Source organism: Bradyrhizobium aeschynomenes (genome assembly GCF_013178945.1).
GTDB classification, from domain to species: Bacteria; Pseudomonadota; Alphaproteobacteria; order Rhizobiales; family Xanthobacteraceae; genus Bradyrhizobium; species Bradyrhizobium aeschynomenes.
Genome location: NZ_JABFDM010000007.1, coordinates 1 through 13,721, shown reverse-complemented (window position 1 = coordinate 13,721; position 13,721 = coordinate 1). Strand labels below are relative to the sequence as shown.

The window sequence follows — 13,721 nt, the reverse complement described above, 5'->3', positions numbered from 1 at the left end:
TCAGGGGCCCTTGATGCTATCTGCGCGACCCATGACGACCGTCCCCATTCCCAACATCCGCAACTTCTCCATCGTCGCCCATATCGACCATGGAAAGTCCACTTTGGCCGATCGCCTGATCCAGATGACGGGCGGCCTGTCGGACCGCGAGATGGCGGGCAAGGAGCAGGTGCTCGATTCGATGGACATCGAGCGCGAGCGCGGCATCACCATCAAGGCGCAGACCGTGCGCCTGCAATACCGCGCCAAGGACGGCAAGGATTACATCTTCAACCTGATGGACACGCCCGGCCACGTCGACTTCGCCTACGAGGTGTCGCGGTCGCTGGCGGCCTGCGAGGGCTCGCTGCTGGTGGTCGACGCCAGCCAGGGGGTCGAGGCGCAGACGCTCGCCAACGTCTACCAGGCGCTCGACAACAACCACGAGATCGTCCCGGTCCTCAACAAGATCGACCTGCCGGCCGCCGAGCCCGACAAGATCAAGCAGCAGATCGAGGACGTGATCGGCATCGACGCCTCCGACGCGGTGATGATCTCGGCCAAGACCGGCCTCGGCATTCCCGACGTGCTGGAGGCGATCGTCACCCGCCTGCCGCCGCCGAAGGGCGACCGCGACGCGACGCTGAAGGCGCTGCTTGTCGACAGCTGGTACGACGTCTATCTCGGCGTCGTCGTGCTCGTGCGCATCGTCGACGGCGTGATGAAAAAGGGCCAGCGCATCCGCATGATGGGCACGGGTGCGGCCTATGACGTCGAGCGCGTCGGCTTCTTCACGCCGAAGATGACCCAGGTCGACGAGCTCGGCCCCGGCGAGGTCGGCTTCATCACCGCGGCGATCAAGGAAGTCGCGGATACGCGCGTCGGCGACACCATCACCGACGACCGCAAGCCGGTGTCGGAGATGCTGCCGGGCTTCAAGCCGGCGATCCCCGTGGTGTTCTGCGGCCTGTTCCCGGTCGACGCCGACGATTTCGAGACCTTGCGCTCGGCCATGGGCAAGCTCAGGCTGAACGACGCCAGCTTCTCGTTCGAGATGGAGACCTCCGCCGCGCTCGGCTTCGGCTTCCGCTGCGGCTTCCTCGGGCTGCTGCATCTGGAGATCATCCAGGAGCGGCTGAGCCGCGAGTTCGATCTCAACCTGATCGCGACCGCGCCATCCGTCATCTACAAGATGAAGCTGACCGACGGCGAGGAGATCGAGATCCACAATCCGGTCGACATGCCCGACGTGGTCAAGATCGCCGAGATCCAGGAGCCCTGGATCGAGGCCACCATTCTGACGCCGGACGAATATCTCGGCAGCGTGCTGAAGCTCTGCCAGGATCGCCGCGGCAATCAGAAGGAGCTCACCTATGTGGGCAGCCGCGCGATGGTCAAATACGACCTGCCGCTCAACGAGGTGGTGTTCGACTTCTACGACCGGCTGAAGTCCGTCTCCAAGGGCTACGCCTCGTTCGACTATCATCTGACCGACTACAAGCCGGCCGACCTCGTGAAGATGCAGATCCTCGTCAACAACGAGCCGGTCGATGCGCTGTCGATGCTGGTGCACCGGACCCGCGCCGAAGGCCGGGGACGCGCGATGGTCGAGAAGATGAAGGACCTGATCCCGCCGCACATGTTCCAGATCCCGATCCAGGCGGCGATCGGCGGCAAGGTGATCGCGCGCGAGACCGTGCGCGCGCTGCGCAAGGACGTCACCGCCAAGTGCTATGGCGGCGACATCACGCGCAAGCGGAAGCTTCTGGAGAAGCAGAAGGAAGGCAAGAAGAAGATGCGGCAGTTCGGCAAGGTCGATATCCCGCAGGAAGCCTTCATCGCCGCGCTCAAGGTGGATAGCTGAGGCCGGGCTGCGCCGCGTCGGGTTGATTGGGACCTGAAACTAGGCACCCACCGGCAGAATCTGCGGTCCCGTACAACTACGGTATCTCTTCCTTAATGGTAATCTGGGACCCTTGCTGCAAAGCAAGGAATGCCCCCATGTCCCGCCTTCGGTCGATCTCCGCCCGCCTCATCATCGCGCTCTCGCTCACCGTCGCCATCGCCTGCGCCGTGCTCGGCACCTTCTCGGTCATCCAGCAGCGCGCGCTGACTCGCCTTGCGCTGGAGCAGCAGCTCAAGCTGCAGTTCGACAGCGTGTCGGCCGGCATCGATTACGAGGGCCGCGCGGCGCTGGCAGTGAGCTCGACGCTCGCGGCGCTGCCGCCGATCGCCGACGCTTATCTCAAGGGCGACCGCGACGCGCTCGGCGCCCTGCTCGGCGGCGCGATGCCGCTGCTGAAGGCGCAAGGCATTCCCCTGGTGAACGTGTGGGCGCCGCCGGCCACCAATTTCTATCGCGTGCACGAGCCGAAGGTGTTCGGCGACGACACTTCCAAGCGCCGCATCACCGTGGTGCAGGCCAACCAGACCGGCAAACAGATCGCCGGCGTCGAGCAGAGCCGGCTGTCGCTCGGCATCTTCGGCATGACGCCGATCGTGCGCGACGGCAAGGTGATCGCCACCGTCGATGTCGGCGCTGCCTTCGGCAAGGAATTCGTCGAGCGCGCCAAGCGGCGCTTCGGCATCGATCTCGCCGTCTACTGGATCAACGACGGCCAGCCGAAGCGGCTGTCCTCGACCTTCGGCGACGAGACCGTCGCCACCACGGACGAGGTGCTCGCGGTGTTCAAGGGCGCGCCGCTGCTGCGCGATGCCACGCTGGCCGGCAGGCCCGCCGCAGTCTATGCCGGCCAGATCAAGAACTATGCCGGCGACCCGATCGCCGTGCTCGAGGTGATCGAGGACACCACCGCCTATCAGGCTGCCGCCGCCAGCGCGCAGCAGCAGCTGATCATCGGCACGGTCGTGATCCTGCTGCTCGCGGTCATCGTCGCGCTGCTGGTCGCCCGCGGCATCTCGCGCCCGCTGGTCGCGATCACCGCCGTGATGCACCGCCTGTCGAGCGGCGATACCGAGGTTTCGATCCCGGGCGGCCAGCGCAAGGACGAACTCGGCACCATGGCCCAGGCGGTCGACGTCTTCCGCCGCAACATGATCGAGACGAGCAGCCTGCGCGCGGCGCAGGAGGCGACGCAGCTTCAGGCCGAACACGACAAGCAGGTGCTGCAGCGGCAGATGGCCGACCGCTTCGAGGCCGACGTCAAGGGCGTCGTCTCGTCCGTGGCCAAGGCCACGCAGGACATGGAGCGCGTGGTCCAGGAGATCACGGTCAGCGTCAACGGCACCTCGCAGCGCACCGCCGCCGCGGCGGCCGCCTCCGAGGAAGCCTCGAGCGGCGTGTCGACGGTCGCCGCCGCCTCCGAGGAACTCGCCTCCTCGGTGACCGAGATCGGCCGCCAGGTCGCGCATTCCAGCAAGGTCGCCGACGGCGCCGTCATCAAGGCGCGGCAGACCACCGAGATGGTCGGCAGCCTGGCCGCCGCCGCCGAGAAGATCGGCGACGTGCTGCGCCTGATCGATGCGATCGCGAGCCAGACTAATCTGCTCGCGCTCAATGCCACGATCGAGGCGGCGCGCGCCGGCGAGGCCGGCCGCGGCTTCGCCGTGGTCGCCGCCGAGGTCAAGGAGCTGGCCGGGCAGACCGCCAAGGCGACGGAAGAGATCGCCGGCCAGGTCAGCTCGATCCAGGCGGCGACGTCCGACTGCGTCACCGCCATCGGCGACATCAGCGGCACGATCCAGGAGATCAGCGGCATTGCCGCGACCATCGCCGCCGCCGTCGAGCAGCAGGACTCGGCGACGCGCGAGATCGCGCGCAGCGTCCAGCAGGCGGCCTCGGGCACCAGCGAGGTGTCGCAGAACGTGGTCGGCGCCAGCGACGCCGCCGAGCAGTCGCGCGCGCTCGCCGAACACGTCATGACCGCGACCCGCGACCTCGGCAAGCACGCGGGCGAGCTATTCAAGAGCGTCGACACGTTCCTGGCCGGCCTGCGCAAGGCGGCGTAGTGAGAGCCAACAGCGCCCGCCCCAAACTCGGTGTCGTCCCGGCCTTGAGCCGGGACCCATAGCCACCGAAGCCGGAGTTGGAGCAAGCTGGAGCTGCAGCTTGCTTGACCACAGGCGACACGGCGTATGGGTCCCGGCGTTCGCCGGGACGACGCTGGTGATGGATGACGTGAGAGCTGGGCTCTCACTTCAGCTTCGCTTCAATCGCCCCCCGTCAGCGCAAAGCCCTCGTCGAGCCAACCGGTGATGCCGCCGATCATCATCTTCACCGACAAGCCGAGCTGCGCGAGGCGGATGGCGGCGCGGTTGGCGCCGTTGCAATGTGGGCCGGCGCAGTAGACCACGAACAGCGTGTCAGCCGGATACGCAGCCATCCGCTCGGCCGTCATGGTCCGGTGCGGAATATTGACGGCCCCGGCGATATGTCCCTTCGCGAACGAGGCCGGACCGCGGACGTCGACCAGGACGAAGTCCAGCTCGGCGGCACGCAGGCTTTCATGCACGTCCCAGCAATCGGTCTCGTAGGCGAGCATCGCCTCGAAATGCGCGAGCGCCTGCTCTGACGGAGCTGCCGGCACTTCGGTGACATAGGTCGTCATGAGGTCTCTCCTGCGTCGTTGCGTAAGCAGGTCCAGTCTCGCGCGTGACGCCCGGCGCCCCAAGTGACGGATCTGACAAAGTCCGGTAAGTTTCCGCCAATGTCACGCGCCGTCGCCAAACGCCTTGATCCTGATCCCGGTCTCGTCGCCGTCATCACCTATGACGGGCTGTGCACGTTCGAGTTCGGCATCGCCGTCGAAGTGTTCGGACTGCCGCGGCCGGAGTTCGATTTCCCCTGGTATCAGTTCAAGGTCGTGTCGGCCGAGAGCCGGCGGTCACGCGCGATCGGCGGTGTCGTCGTCGAGGCCGATGCCCCGCTGGCGCGTTTGAAAGATGCGCGCACGATCATCGTGCCGGGCTGGCGCGACCGGAACGAGCGCCCGCCGGAGCGCCTGCTGCGCGCCATCACGCAGGCGTCCGCGCGCGGTGCGCGGTGTCTCTCGATCTGCTCGGGCGTATTTGTCCTCGCAGCGGCCGGCCTGCTCGACGGCAAGCGCGCCACCACGCATTGGCGGCACATGCCCGATCTGAAGCGGCTGTATCCGGACATCCGGATCGAAGACGACACGCTCTATGTCGACGAGGGCAATGTCATCACCTCGGCCGGCAGCGCTGCCGGCATCGACGCCTGCCTGCATCTCGTCCGCCGCGACTTCGGCAGCAAGGTCGCCAACAGCGTGGCCCGGCGCCTGGTGATGCCGCCGCATCGCGACGGCGGCCAGGCGCAATATGTTGCCGCGCCGATTCAGGCGCGCCCGGGACGCACGATCGGCGAGGTCATGGACTGGGCTCGCGCCCGGCTGTCGCAACCGATCGCGATCAGCGCGATGGCCAAGCGTGCCCGGATGAGCGAGCGCACCTTCCTGCGGCGCTTCAACGAGAGCACGGGCGCCGGCGCGGCCGCCTGGCTGCAGCAGGAGCGCATGTCACGCGCAAGGGAGCTACTGGAGAGCGGAACGCTGTCGCTCGCCGATATCTCGGCGCAATGCGGCTACCAGTCGCTCGAGACCTTTCGCGTCGCGTTCCGGCGCAGCGTCGGCACGTCGCCTGCGGCCTATCGCGCGCGGTTCAGAGCACAAGGTTGACGTGTATCGGTCGAAGTGAGCCGCCAGCCGCGATCTCCACTTCTCCCCACCGGGGCTCTACGCAGCGTCCCGCGCCTCAAGCCACCATCGCCTTGCCCGACGATGTCCCGTCCGCGGCATCCCGCTGCGCCTGCAGAAGGCCGACGATCTCGACGTTGGGCCGGGGACGGCTGAACAGATAGCCCTGCGCCTCGTGGCAACCTTCGGCGCGCAGGCAGCGCAGCTCGGCCTCCGTCTCCACGCCCTCCGCGGTGATGGTGACGCCGAGGCCCTTGCCGAGACTGACGATCGAGCGGACGATTGCCTGGGCCTCGCGGTTGGCGGCGAGATCGCGGATGAAGGACTGGTCGACCTTGATCTTGTCGAACGGGAAACTGCGCAGATAGCTCAGGCTGGAATAGCCGGTGCCGAAATCGTCCATCGAGATCCGCACGCCGAGCGCACGCAGCGCATGCAGGGTCGCCAGCACCTGTCCGCTCTTCTCCAGCACCAGCGTCTCGGTGATCTCGAGCTCGAGCCGCCTCGCCGGCAGGCCGGACTGCTTGAGCGCATCCATCACCAGCGACAGCACGTTGCCGACGCGGAACTGCAGCGGCGACATATTGACGGCGACACATACCTCGTCCGGCCACTTCGCCGCGTCGCTGCAGGCCTGGCGCAGCATCGAGCGGCCCAGCCCCGAGATCAGGCCGGTCTCCTCGGCGATCGGAATGAACTCGGACGGCGGGATCATGCCGCGTTCCGGATGCGGCCAGCGCACCAGCGCCTCGAAGCCGGTGATCCGTCCGCTCGAGAGATCGATCAGCGGCTGATAGTGCGGCTGCAATACGTCGCGCTGGATCGCGGCGCGCAACTCGGTCTCGATCTTGCGCCGGCTCTGCGCGCGCGCATCCATCCCCGACTCGAAATAGCTGAACGAGCCGCGCGTCTCGGTCTTGGCGCGAGATAGCGCCATATCGGCGTTCTTGAGCAGCTTCTCGGCGTCGTCGCCGTCGTTCGGCGCCATCGCAATGCCGATCGTCGCGCCGATCGTCACCGAGCTGCCGTCGATCAGATAGGGATCGGCGATTGCCTGCAGCAGGCGCCGGCACAGTTGGGCAGCCTCCTCGGGGCGCGCCAATCCGCCCTGCACGATCGCGAACTCGTCCGAGTTCAATCGCGCGACGATGTCCTCCTGGCGCAGGATCGAACGCAGCCGCTTCCCCACGCCGCGCAGCAGCCGGTCGCCGACGCCATGGCCCAAGGTGTCGTTGATCGATTTGAAATTGTCGAGGCCGAGCACGAGCACGGCCATCTTCTCCGAGCCGCGCCGCATCTGGATCAGCTTGTCGTCGATCTGCTGACGCAGCAGGTTGCGGCTCGGCAGGCCGGTCAGCGCGTCGTGCTGCGCGAGGAAGGCGAGCCGCGCTTCGGCGCGCTTGCGCTCGGTGATGTCCATCAGCGCCAGCAGCACGGCCGGCTGGTCGTTGTGGACGAGATGGCGCAGATAGATCGCGAGGTCGATCAGCGTGCCGTCGGCGCGGACATGCTTCCAGGTGCGCGCCGCCTTCTCCTCGATCGACTGCTCCTCGCCCCAGGGCGTCTCGCTCTCATAGGCCTGCAGGTTACGGATGCTGAGCCGCTCGAAAGCTGTACGGCTGTAACCATAGTGCTGAACCGCGGCGGCGTTGACGCCGAGCACGCGCCCGTCGTCCCGGGCACAGACGATCATCGGCACCGGATTGCCGTCGAACAGCAGGCGGAACGATTCCTCGCGCTGCTTCAATTCGGTGATGTCGACGCGCAGGCCGACGACGCCGCCGTCGCTCGTAAGGCGCTCCTCGATCAGGATGGTGCGACCGTCCGACAATTTCTGCTCGTGGCGTCCGCTCGGCTGAAACAGCTTCTCCAGCCGCTCGGCGATCCATTCCTCCTCGCGTCCCGCCGCTTCAGGATAGTCGCCGCGCGCCACGCCGACCCGAATCGTGTCCTGCAGGCGCGCACCGGACTGGAACAGGTCGGAGCTGCGGTTATAGATCTCGGCGTATTTCTTGTTCCACAGGATGTAGCGGCCGTCGGAATCGAGGAACACGATCCCTTCGGGGAGAAGGTCGATGGCCTCGATCAGGCGGTCATGCGCCTTCTTCGCCTCCGCAATGGCGGCTTCCGCCTCGGCGCGCGTGCTCGCGATCTCGTCGCTGGCGGCAGTCTCCCGCAGGTTGTGCCGCCCCAGCTTCGGGCTTGGCTTGACCGGGCGGAAAGAACCGCGGGCGGACGGCACGCGCTTCTGCTTCTTGGGCTTGGTTGGCCGAACAGGCCGCATCGCGTGCCTCTCTCTCCTCATTGCCGTCAGTTTTCGGCCAAGGGTCTGAAAAAATGGTATCTTGGTGCAGGAGACCACTATCGTCGATTGCGCGAACATGAGCACGCACTCGCCGAATGCGGGAGACGCTGGCGCTGAACATGGTCAATCAAAAATTTCACCACAACCGCAGGTAAGTCTGCCTCGTCGGCAGCCGCGAGAAACTGCGCGCATTGCGTGCAATCGACGTCCGCGTATCGTTCAACTACCGAACCAAAGCAGGCAATTGAGCCGTGTTCGGGCGGTTCCGCCAATCCGCCGGCAGGGTTACGCAACCGTTAACAAGCCCGCCTTTGGCGCCCTTCCCTGCCTGCCGCCAGCCGCTAGACTGGCGCCATGCATGCCCGCCTGATTCTGATGACCGTCATGAGTGCGGCCGCGATCGCCGCCACGGCGCCGGTCCATGCCCAGGATAAGGGCAGCGTCGAGCCGAAAGCCCTGCCGCCGCTGGTCCGACCCGACGATCCTGAGACGCCGGCCAAGGAGCTATTCGCGCGCAGGCTGCTGCCCTCGGCGCAGCCGACCAAGGTGCTCGGCACCTATAATCGCGGCTGCATCGCCGGTGCCGAGCGGATGCCGATCAATGGCGAGGGCTGGCAGGTGATGCGGCTGTCGCGCAACCGCAATTTCGGCCACCCGAACATGATCGCGCTGCTCAAGCGCCTGGCCGTGCGCGCGCACAAGGATGCCGGCTGGCCCGGCATTTTGGTCGGCGACATCAGCCAGCCGCGCGGCGGCCCGGCGCTGAGCGGCCATGCCAGCCACCAGATCGGGCTCGACGCCGACATCTGGCTGACGCCGATGCCGGAGCACCGGTTGTCGCGCAACGAGCGCGAGGAAATGTCGGCGGTGATGATGGTGCGCCAGGACCGGCTGGACGTCGATCCGCGGGTGTTCACGAAGGGGCACGTCGCCGTGATCCGCGCCGCCGCGAAAGAGCCTTCGGTGCAACGCATCTTCGTCAACGCCGCAATCAAGAAGGCGTTGTGCCGTGACGCCAAAGGCGACCGCAGTTGGCTCACGAAGGTAAGGCCGTGGTGGGGCCACGACTATCACTTCCACATCCGCATGGTGTGCCCGCCCGGCAATCCGGACTGCCATGGCCAGACCGACCAGGAGGGCGGCGACGGCTGCGGCGACCTCGACTACTGGTTCTCGGACGCGGTGCTGCATCCGCCGCCGCCGAAGGAGCCGCCCAAGCCGCCGCAGCCGATCACCATGGCGCAGCTGCCGCCGAGTTGCCGCGCCGTGCTGCACGCACCTGATGCCAAGAACTGAGATGCAAGCTCTGACGCGATCGCGATTCGCCGCGACGCCAGAGTGCGCTAGGATGTGAATGCTCGCGCCGTAAGCGCAGCACTCGAACGGGATGATGGTCCCACCTCCAGACAATGATGTGATGCTGCGCGCAGCGCTTTCGCGTTGTGCGGCCCAACCGTGCGAGTTCGTCATGCCCCAGATCCGTCGCGCCGCTGCCGCCCTCCTCCTGAGCCTCGCCGCAGGCGCAACCTCCTGGGCCGCCGAGCCGAGCGGCTGCGACAAGTTCAAATGGGACATCGCGCGCGAGCGTGCGGCGCTGACGTCCGCCGACCGCAAGACACTCGACTCGGGCGCCGAGATCGCAGCGCTACCTGCCTCCGGACTGTTGCTCACGCTGTATCCGTTCGCCGACGCCAAGCTGCCGACCACGCCGGAACGCTCACCGAGGGAAGGCACCTTCGCCGGCTTTACGCGGATGACGGCAGCGCCCAAGGCGGGCGTCTATACCGTGAGCCTGTCAACGGCGGCCTGGATCGACCTCATTCAGGACGGCACGACCCTCAGGCCGATCGCCTTCAGCGGCGCCACCGATTGCGACGGCATTCGCAAGACCGTGAAATACGAACTCGCCGGACAGCCCTTCGTGCTCCAGGTCAGCGGGGCGCCACAGGCTGAGATCTCGGTCGCGATCCTGCCGGCGGAATGAGCCTCACACCCCCGCCACCGACGACCAGACATCGGCGAGCTTGCGCCGCATCTGCTGCTTGCGCGTCAGCACCGGCGGCTCTTCTTCATCCTCGGGCAGGCGCAGGCCGACGACATTGACGCGGCCGCCGGAGATCGAGCGGGCCACCAGCACGATGGTGTCGAGCGCGACGGTCGAGCCTTCCTTCGGCGCGTTGTCGAGATGGATGTCGAAGTAATCCGCGAGCGTCAGCTTGTCCTCGCCCTCGCCGAGCTTGACGCCATAAATGCCGGCGACCTCGTCGAGCGTGTGCTCGGCCGAGACCATGAAGTCGCCGAGCAGATGCGGATCGGGCGCGGCGGACGGCGGCATGTCGACGAAGAAGCGGTCGAGCGACTCGGCCTTTTCCGGCGGCGCGAGCAGATAGAGATAATCGCCCGGCGCGATCGGCTCGGCCTCGCCCGGCGACAGGATCTGCTGGTTGCGGATCACCAGCGTCGGCTTGGACCAGGACGGGATCAAGCCGCGGCGAAAATACAGGCTCTTGGAGCGGATCGCATAGCCGACGAGCTGCTGCTCGAGCTGACCGGGCAGATCGAGCTCGATCCGGCGCGGACCGCGATCGGTGCGGGGCAGCGCGACGTGCAGCTTGCGCGCGGCGACGCCGAGCGTCCAGCCCTGCGCCAGCAGCGAGATGATCACGACGACGAAGGCGACGTCGAAATACAGATAGGCGTTGGACAGGCCGACCAGCATCGGGATCGAGGCGAGGAAGATCGCGACCGCGCCGCGCAGGCCGGTCCAGGCGATGAACGCCTTTTCCCGCCAGTTGAAGCGGAACGGACGGAGACAGAGGAACACCGCCACGGGGCGTGCGACCAGCATCAGCACCAGCGCCACGGCAATCGCAGGCAGCAGGCTGTCGAGCAGCCGCTGCGGTGACACCAGCAATCCGAGCAGTACGAACATCACGATCTGGGCGAGCCAGGTCGCGGCATCGAGGAAGGTGACCACCGAATTATGCGCCCGCGTCGGCCGGTTGCCGACGATGAGGCCGGCGAGATAGACGGCGAGGAAGCCGGAGCCATGGGCAATCTGCGCCATGCCGAAGATGACCAGCGCCGCCGTGGTCACGAACGGCGCGTGCAGGCCCTGGGGCAGCGCGACCTTGTTGAGGCCGATCACGACCAAGCGGCCACCAACGATGCCGAACAGCGTGCCGAGCACGGCTTCGCGCACCAGCTCGAACACAAAATGCCCGACGCTGCCGTGACCGACGGAGATCAGCTCGACCAGCATCAGGGTGAGGAACACCGCGAACGGATCGTTGCTGCCGGACTCCGCTTCCAGCGTGGCGCCGACACGCGGCCGCAGTCGCAGTCCCTGCGCATGCACCAGCAGGAACACCGCCGCCGCATCGGTCGAGGCGATGACGGCGCCGACCAGCATCGCCTCGGTCCAGCCGAGATCGAGCGCATATTTCGCCACCGGCGCGGTGATGAACGCGGTCATCAGCACGCCGACGGTCGCGAGCACCATCGAGGGCGCCAGTACGGTGCGGATGCTCTGGAAGCGCGTGCGCAGGCCGCCGTCGAACAGAATCAGCGCCAAGGCGACCGATCCCACCAGATAAGTGGTACGGACGTCCTGAAATTCGATATGACCGGGACCGGAATCGCCCGCCAGCATGCCGATCACCAGGAACACCAGCAGCAGCGGCGCGCCGAAGCGCAGCGCCAGCAGGCTGGACAGGATCCCGGCCATGACCAGGACCGCGCCAAGGAGGATGGCAATGCTGACGGCGTCGAGGGATGTCATGAAAAAACGTTGATGGATCCGACTTTTACATCCTTATCGTCGCCACACTTGCACGCCAACCGGATTTGCTCATATCGCGGCGATATGCCCATTTTTCCATCCTTGCCCGTGTTCGGGGTATATTTCGGGGCAATCGCCTGTAACGAAAACGAACTAAATCCCGCCGATCTGGCCGACCCGCGCCGCCGTTCCTCGCCGAGACCCCGCTGATGGACCTCGATCTCAAAGACGTTCTCGAATTCCTGCAGACCGTTGCCCGCTCGATCGGCGCCGAGGTCACCTCACCCTGGTTCTATCTGCAGCTCGGCCTGGTGCTGAGCGGCGCCGGCATCGCCTTTGCGGCCAGCGCCGCCGTGCGCGCGCGCATCGACATGACGTCGCTGGCAATGGGCTGGCCCGGCCCGCTGCGGCAGTTGCTGCGGGTGCTGCTGGAGAGCGTCACCACCGTGGTCTTCGTGATCCTGATGCGGATCGCGCGCACCGGCATGGTGCTGTGGACCTGGCCGAGCCGAAGCTACCTGCTCGCCGTCGCGCTCAAGCTCGCGCTGGCCTGGCTCGTCATCCGCCTGATCACCTCGGTGATCCGCAGCACCTTCATCGTGCAGATCGTGTCGATCTCCGCCTGGCTGGTCGCGGCGCTCAGCATCATCGGCCAGCTCGACAACGTGGTCGACGCGCTCGATTCCTTCTCGGTCGTGCTCGGCGGCCTCAGGCTGACGCCGCTGCTGGTGATCAAGCTGGGCGTGCTGCTGCTCAGCGTGCTGTGGCTGACCAACATCGCCAGCAATTTCGTCGAGAGCCGGATCACGCGCTCGACCGACCTGACGCCGTCGATCCAGGTGCTGCTGATCAAGATGGTCCGCATGGGCCTGATGATCTTCGGCATCGCCATTGCAATCAGCGCGGTCGGCATCAATTTGTCGGCGCTCGCGATCTTCTCCGGCGCCGCCGGCGTCGGCATCGGTTTGGGCCTGCAGCGCATCGTCGCCAATTTCGTCGCCGGCATCATCCTGCTGGCCGACAAGTCGGTGAAGCCGGGCGACCTCGTCACCATCGGCGACAGCTCGGGGCGCATCAGCGCGATGAACACGCGCTACATCTCCGTTGCTGCCGGTGACGGCCGCGAGTTCCTGATCCCGAACGAGGATCTCGTCACGCAGAAGGTGACGAACTGGACCTACACCGACAAGAACACTCTGGTGAAAGTGAATTTCGGCACCAATTACGACGCCGATCCGCGCCTCGTCTGCAAGCTCGCGATCGAGATCGCCAACGAGACGCCGCGCACGCTGAAGTCCAAGTCGCCGAGCTGCCTGCTCACCGAATTCACCGAGGCCGGCATGAAGTTCTCGCTGACATGCTGGATCGCCGATCCCAGCTACATGGACAGTGTCAAGAGCGAAGTGATGCTGTCGCTATGGGACGCCTTCAAGCGCGAAGGCATTCGCGTGCCCTATCCGGTGCGCGAGCTGCGCGTTCGCGGCGGCGCGCTGCCGGTGGAGACGACGGTCGAAGTGCCGACCTGATCCGAACGCCATGCGTCGCATCGACGCATGCATCGGGAAATATGAAGTAGTTCATAGTTCACGCGAGAGTGAAGGTGCACAGCGCCTTCACTCCATGTGCACGGTATCGACGTGATGGCCCTGTGCCTCCGCGTGTACCACATGGTCCATTCACCCCCTGTCCTGCCCTTTCTATCGTCGGCGTGCTCAGCGATCCCGTCGTTGTCGCGCGGCGGATCGCGATCGCAAGCAATTTGAATCGATCTGCGACCGAGGAGGAAGACCATGGACGGACAACAAGTGAACGGTGCACTCCAGTCGACGGTGCCTTACGGCCTGCTTGCTGCCCAGCAGCTGGCACCGCAGGGTTTCGTCGGCAATCTGCTCGGCCAATATGGCGCGCCGCTGGGCGGCATGATCGGCGGAGCCTTCGGCCATCAGGGCCTCGGCAATCAGATCGGCGGCGTCGCCGGCCAGCT

9 protein-coding genes and 1 pseudogene are annotated in these 13,721 nt (G+C 66.2%); 7 read left to right on the top strand and 3 right to left on the bottom strand.

Features of this window, described 5'->3' with window-relative positions; genetic code table 11:
• The first annotated feature begins 31 nt into the window (after positions 1-31).
• The gene (gene lepA, locus HL666_RS20550; protein WP_172111680.1) at positions 32-1,843 is read left to right on the top strand and encodes a translation elongation factor 4; all 1,812 of its coding nucleotides are present in this window, start codon (positions 32-34) and stop codon (positions 1,841-1,843) included.
• 137 nt (positions 1,844-1,980) lie between these two features.
• A complete protein-coding gene (locus tag HL666_RS20545) occupies positions 1,981-3,948 on the top strand; it encodes a methyl-accepting chemotaxis protein (RefSeq protein WP_172131349.1) in 1,968 nt (655 codons plus the stop codon).
• A 200-nt stretch (positions 3,949-4,148) separates the two neighbouring features.
• Here the strand turns inward: HL666_RS20545 and HL666_RS20540 are convergent, their stop codons facing one another.
• Positions 4,149-4,547: a rhodanese-like domain-containing protein gene (locus HL666_RS20540; protein ID WP_172131350.1), complete on the bottom strand. Its 399-nt coding sequence runs from the start codon at positions 4,545-4,547 to the stop codon at positions 4,149-4,151.
• A 99-nt stretch (positions 4,548-4,646) separates the two neighbouring features.
• On the opposite strand from HL666_RS20540, the gene ftrA reads away from it, so the two are divergent.
• On the top strand, positions 4,647-5,633 hold the full coding sequence (gene ftrA / locus HL666_RS20535; protein ID WP_172111683.1) for a transcriptional regulator FtrA: 987 nt from the start codon (positions 4,647-4,649) through the stop codon (positions 5,631-5,633).
• A 76-nt stretch (positions 5,634-5,709) separates the two neighbouring features.
• On the opposite strand, the gene HL666_RS20530 is transcribed toward ftrA, so the two are convergent.
• On the bottom strand, positions 5,710-7,935 hold the full coding sequence (locus HL666_RS20530) for a sensor domain-containing protein (protein ID WP_172131351.1): 2,226 nt from the start codon (positions 7,933-7,935) through the stop codon (positions 5,710-5,712).
• A 375-nt stretch (positions 7,936-8,310) separates the two neighbouring features.
• Between HL666_RS20530 and mepA the strand changes: the two genes are divergently transcribed.
• Both mepA and HL666_RS20520 read left to right on the top strand, forming a co-directional pair.
• Complete coding sequence (mepA, locus tag HL666_RS20525; RefSeq protein WP_172111685.1) at positions 8,311-9,252, top strand: penicillin-insensitive murein endopeptidase; 942 nt, start codon at positions 8,311-8,313, stop codon at positions 9,250-9,252.
• 172 nt (positions 9,253-9,424) lie between these two features.
• A complete protein-coding gene (locus tag HL666_RS20520) occupies positions 9,425-9,940 on the top strand; it encodes a hypothetical protein (protein ID WP_172183292.1) in 516 nt (171 codons plus the stop codon).
• Between the two features lie 3 nt (positions 9,941-9,943).
• Here HL666_RS20520 and HL666_RS20515 read toward each other — a convergent pair whose 3' ends face one another.
• Positions 9,944-11,737, bottom strand: a complete 1,794-nt coding sequence (locus tag HL666_RS20515) for a potassium/proton antiporter (protein ID WP_172111687.1) — start codon at positions 11,735-11,737, stop codon at positions 9,944-9,946.
• Positions 11,738-11,946: 209 nt separating this feature from the next.
• Here HL666_RS20515 and HL666_RS20510 point away from each other — a divergent pair, with 209 nt between their 5' ends.
• Together HL666_RS20510 and HL666_RS20505 are read left to right on the top strand one after the other, a co-directional pair.
• On the top strand, positions 11,947-13,263 hold the full coding sequence (locus HL666_RS20510; RefSeq protein WP_172111688.1) for a mechanosensitive ion channel family protein: 1,317 nt from the start codon (positions 11,947-11,949) through the stop codon (positions 13,261-13,263).
• A gap of 264 nt (positions 13,264-13,527) precedes the next feature.
• Positions 13,528-13,721, top strand: a pseudogene (locus HL666_RS20505) (hypothetical protein); the annotation flags it as partial.

Excerpts from the sequence above, each read along its gene's own strand:
- lepA (WP_172111680.1), top strand. The coding sequence starts at position 32 with ATGACGACCGTCCCCATTCCCAACATCCGCAACTTCTCCATCGTCGCC.
- HL666_RS20545 (WP_172131349.1), top strand. The coding sequence starts at position 1,981 with ATGTCCCGCCTTCGGTCGATCTCCGCCCGCCTCATCATCGCGCTCTCG.
- HL666_RS20540 (WP_172131350.1), bottom strand. The coding sequence starts at position 4,547 with ATGACGACCTATGTCACCGAAGTGCCGGCAGCTCCGTCAGAGCAGGCG.
- ftrA (WP_172111683.1), top strand. The coding sequence starts at position 4,647 with ATGTCACGCGCCGTCGCCAAACGCCTTGATCCTGATCCCGGTCTCGTC.
- HL666_RS20530 (WP_172131351.1), bottom strand. The coding sequence starts at position 7,935 with ATGCGGCCTGTTCGGCCAACCAAGCCCAAGAAGCAGAAGCGCGTGCCG.
- mepA (WP_172111685.1), top strand. The coding sequence starts at position 8,311 with ATGCATGCCCGCCTGATTCTGATGACCGTCATGAGTGCGGCCGCGATC.
- HL666_RS20520 (WP_172183292.1), top strand. The coding sequence starts at position 9,425 with ATGCCCCAGATCCGTCGCGCCGCTGCCGCCCTCCTCCTGAGCCTCGCC.
- HL666_RS20515 (WP_172111687.1), bottom strand. The coding sequence starts at position 11,737 with ATGACATCCCTCGACGCCGTCAGCATTGCCATCCTCCTTGGCGCGGTC.
- HL666_RS20510 (WP_172111688.1), top strand. The coding sequence starts at position 11,947 with ATGGACCTCGATCTCAAAGACGTTCTCGAATTCCTGCAGACCGTTGCC.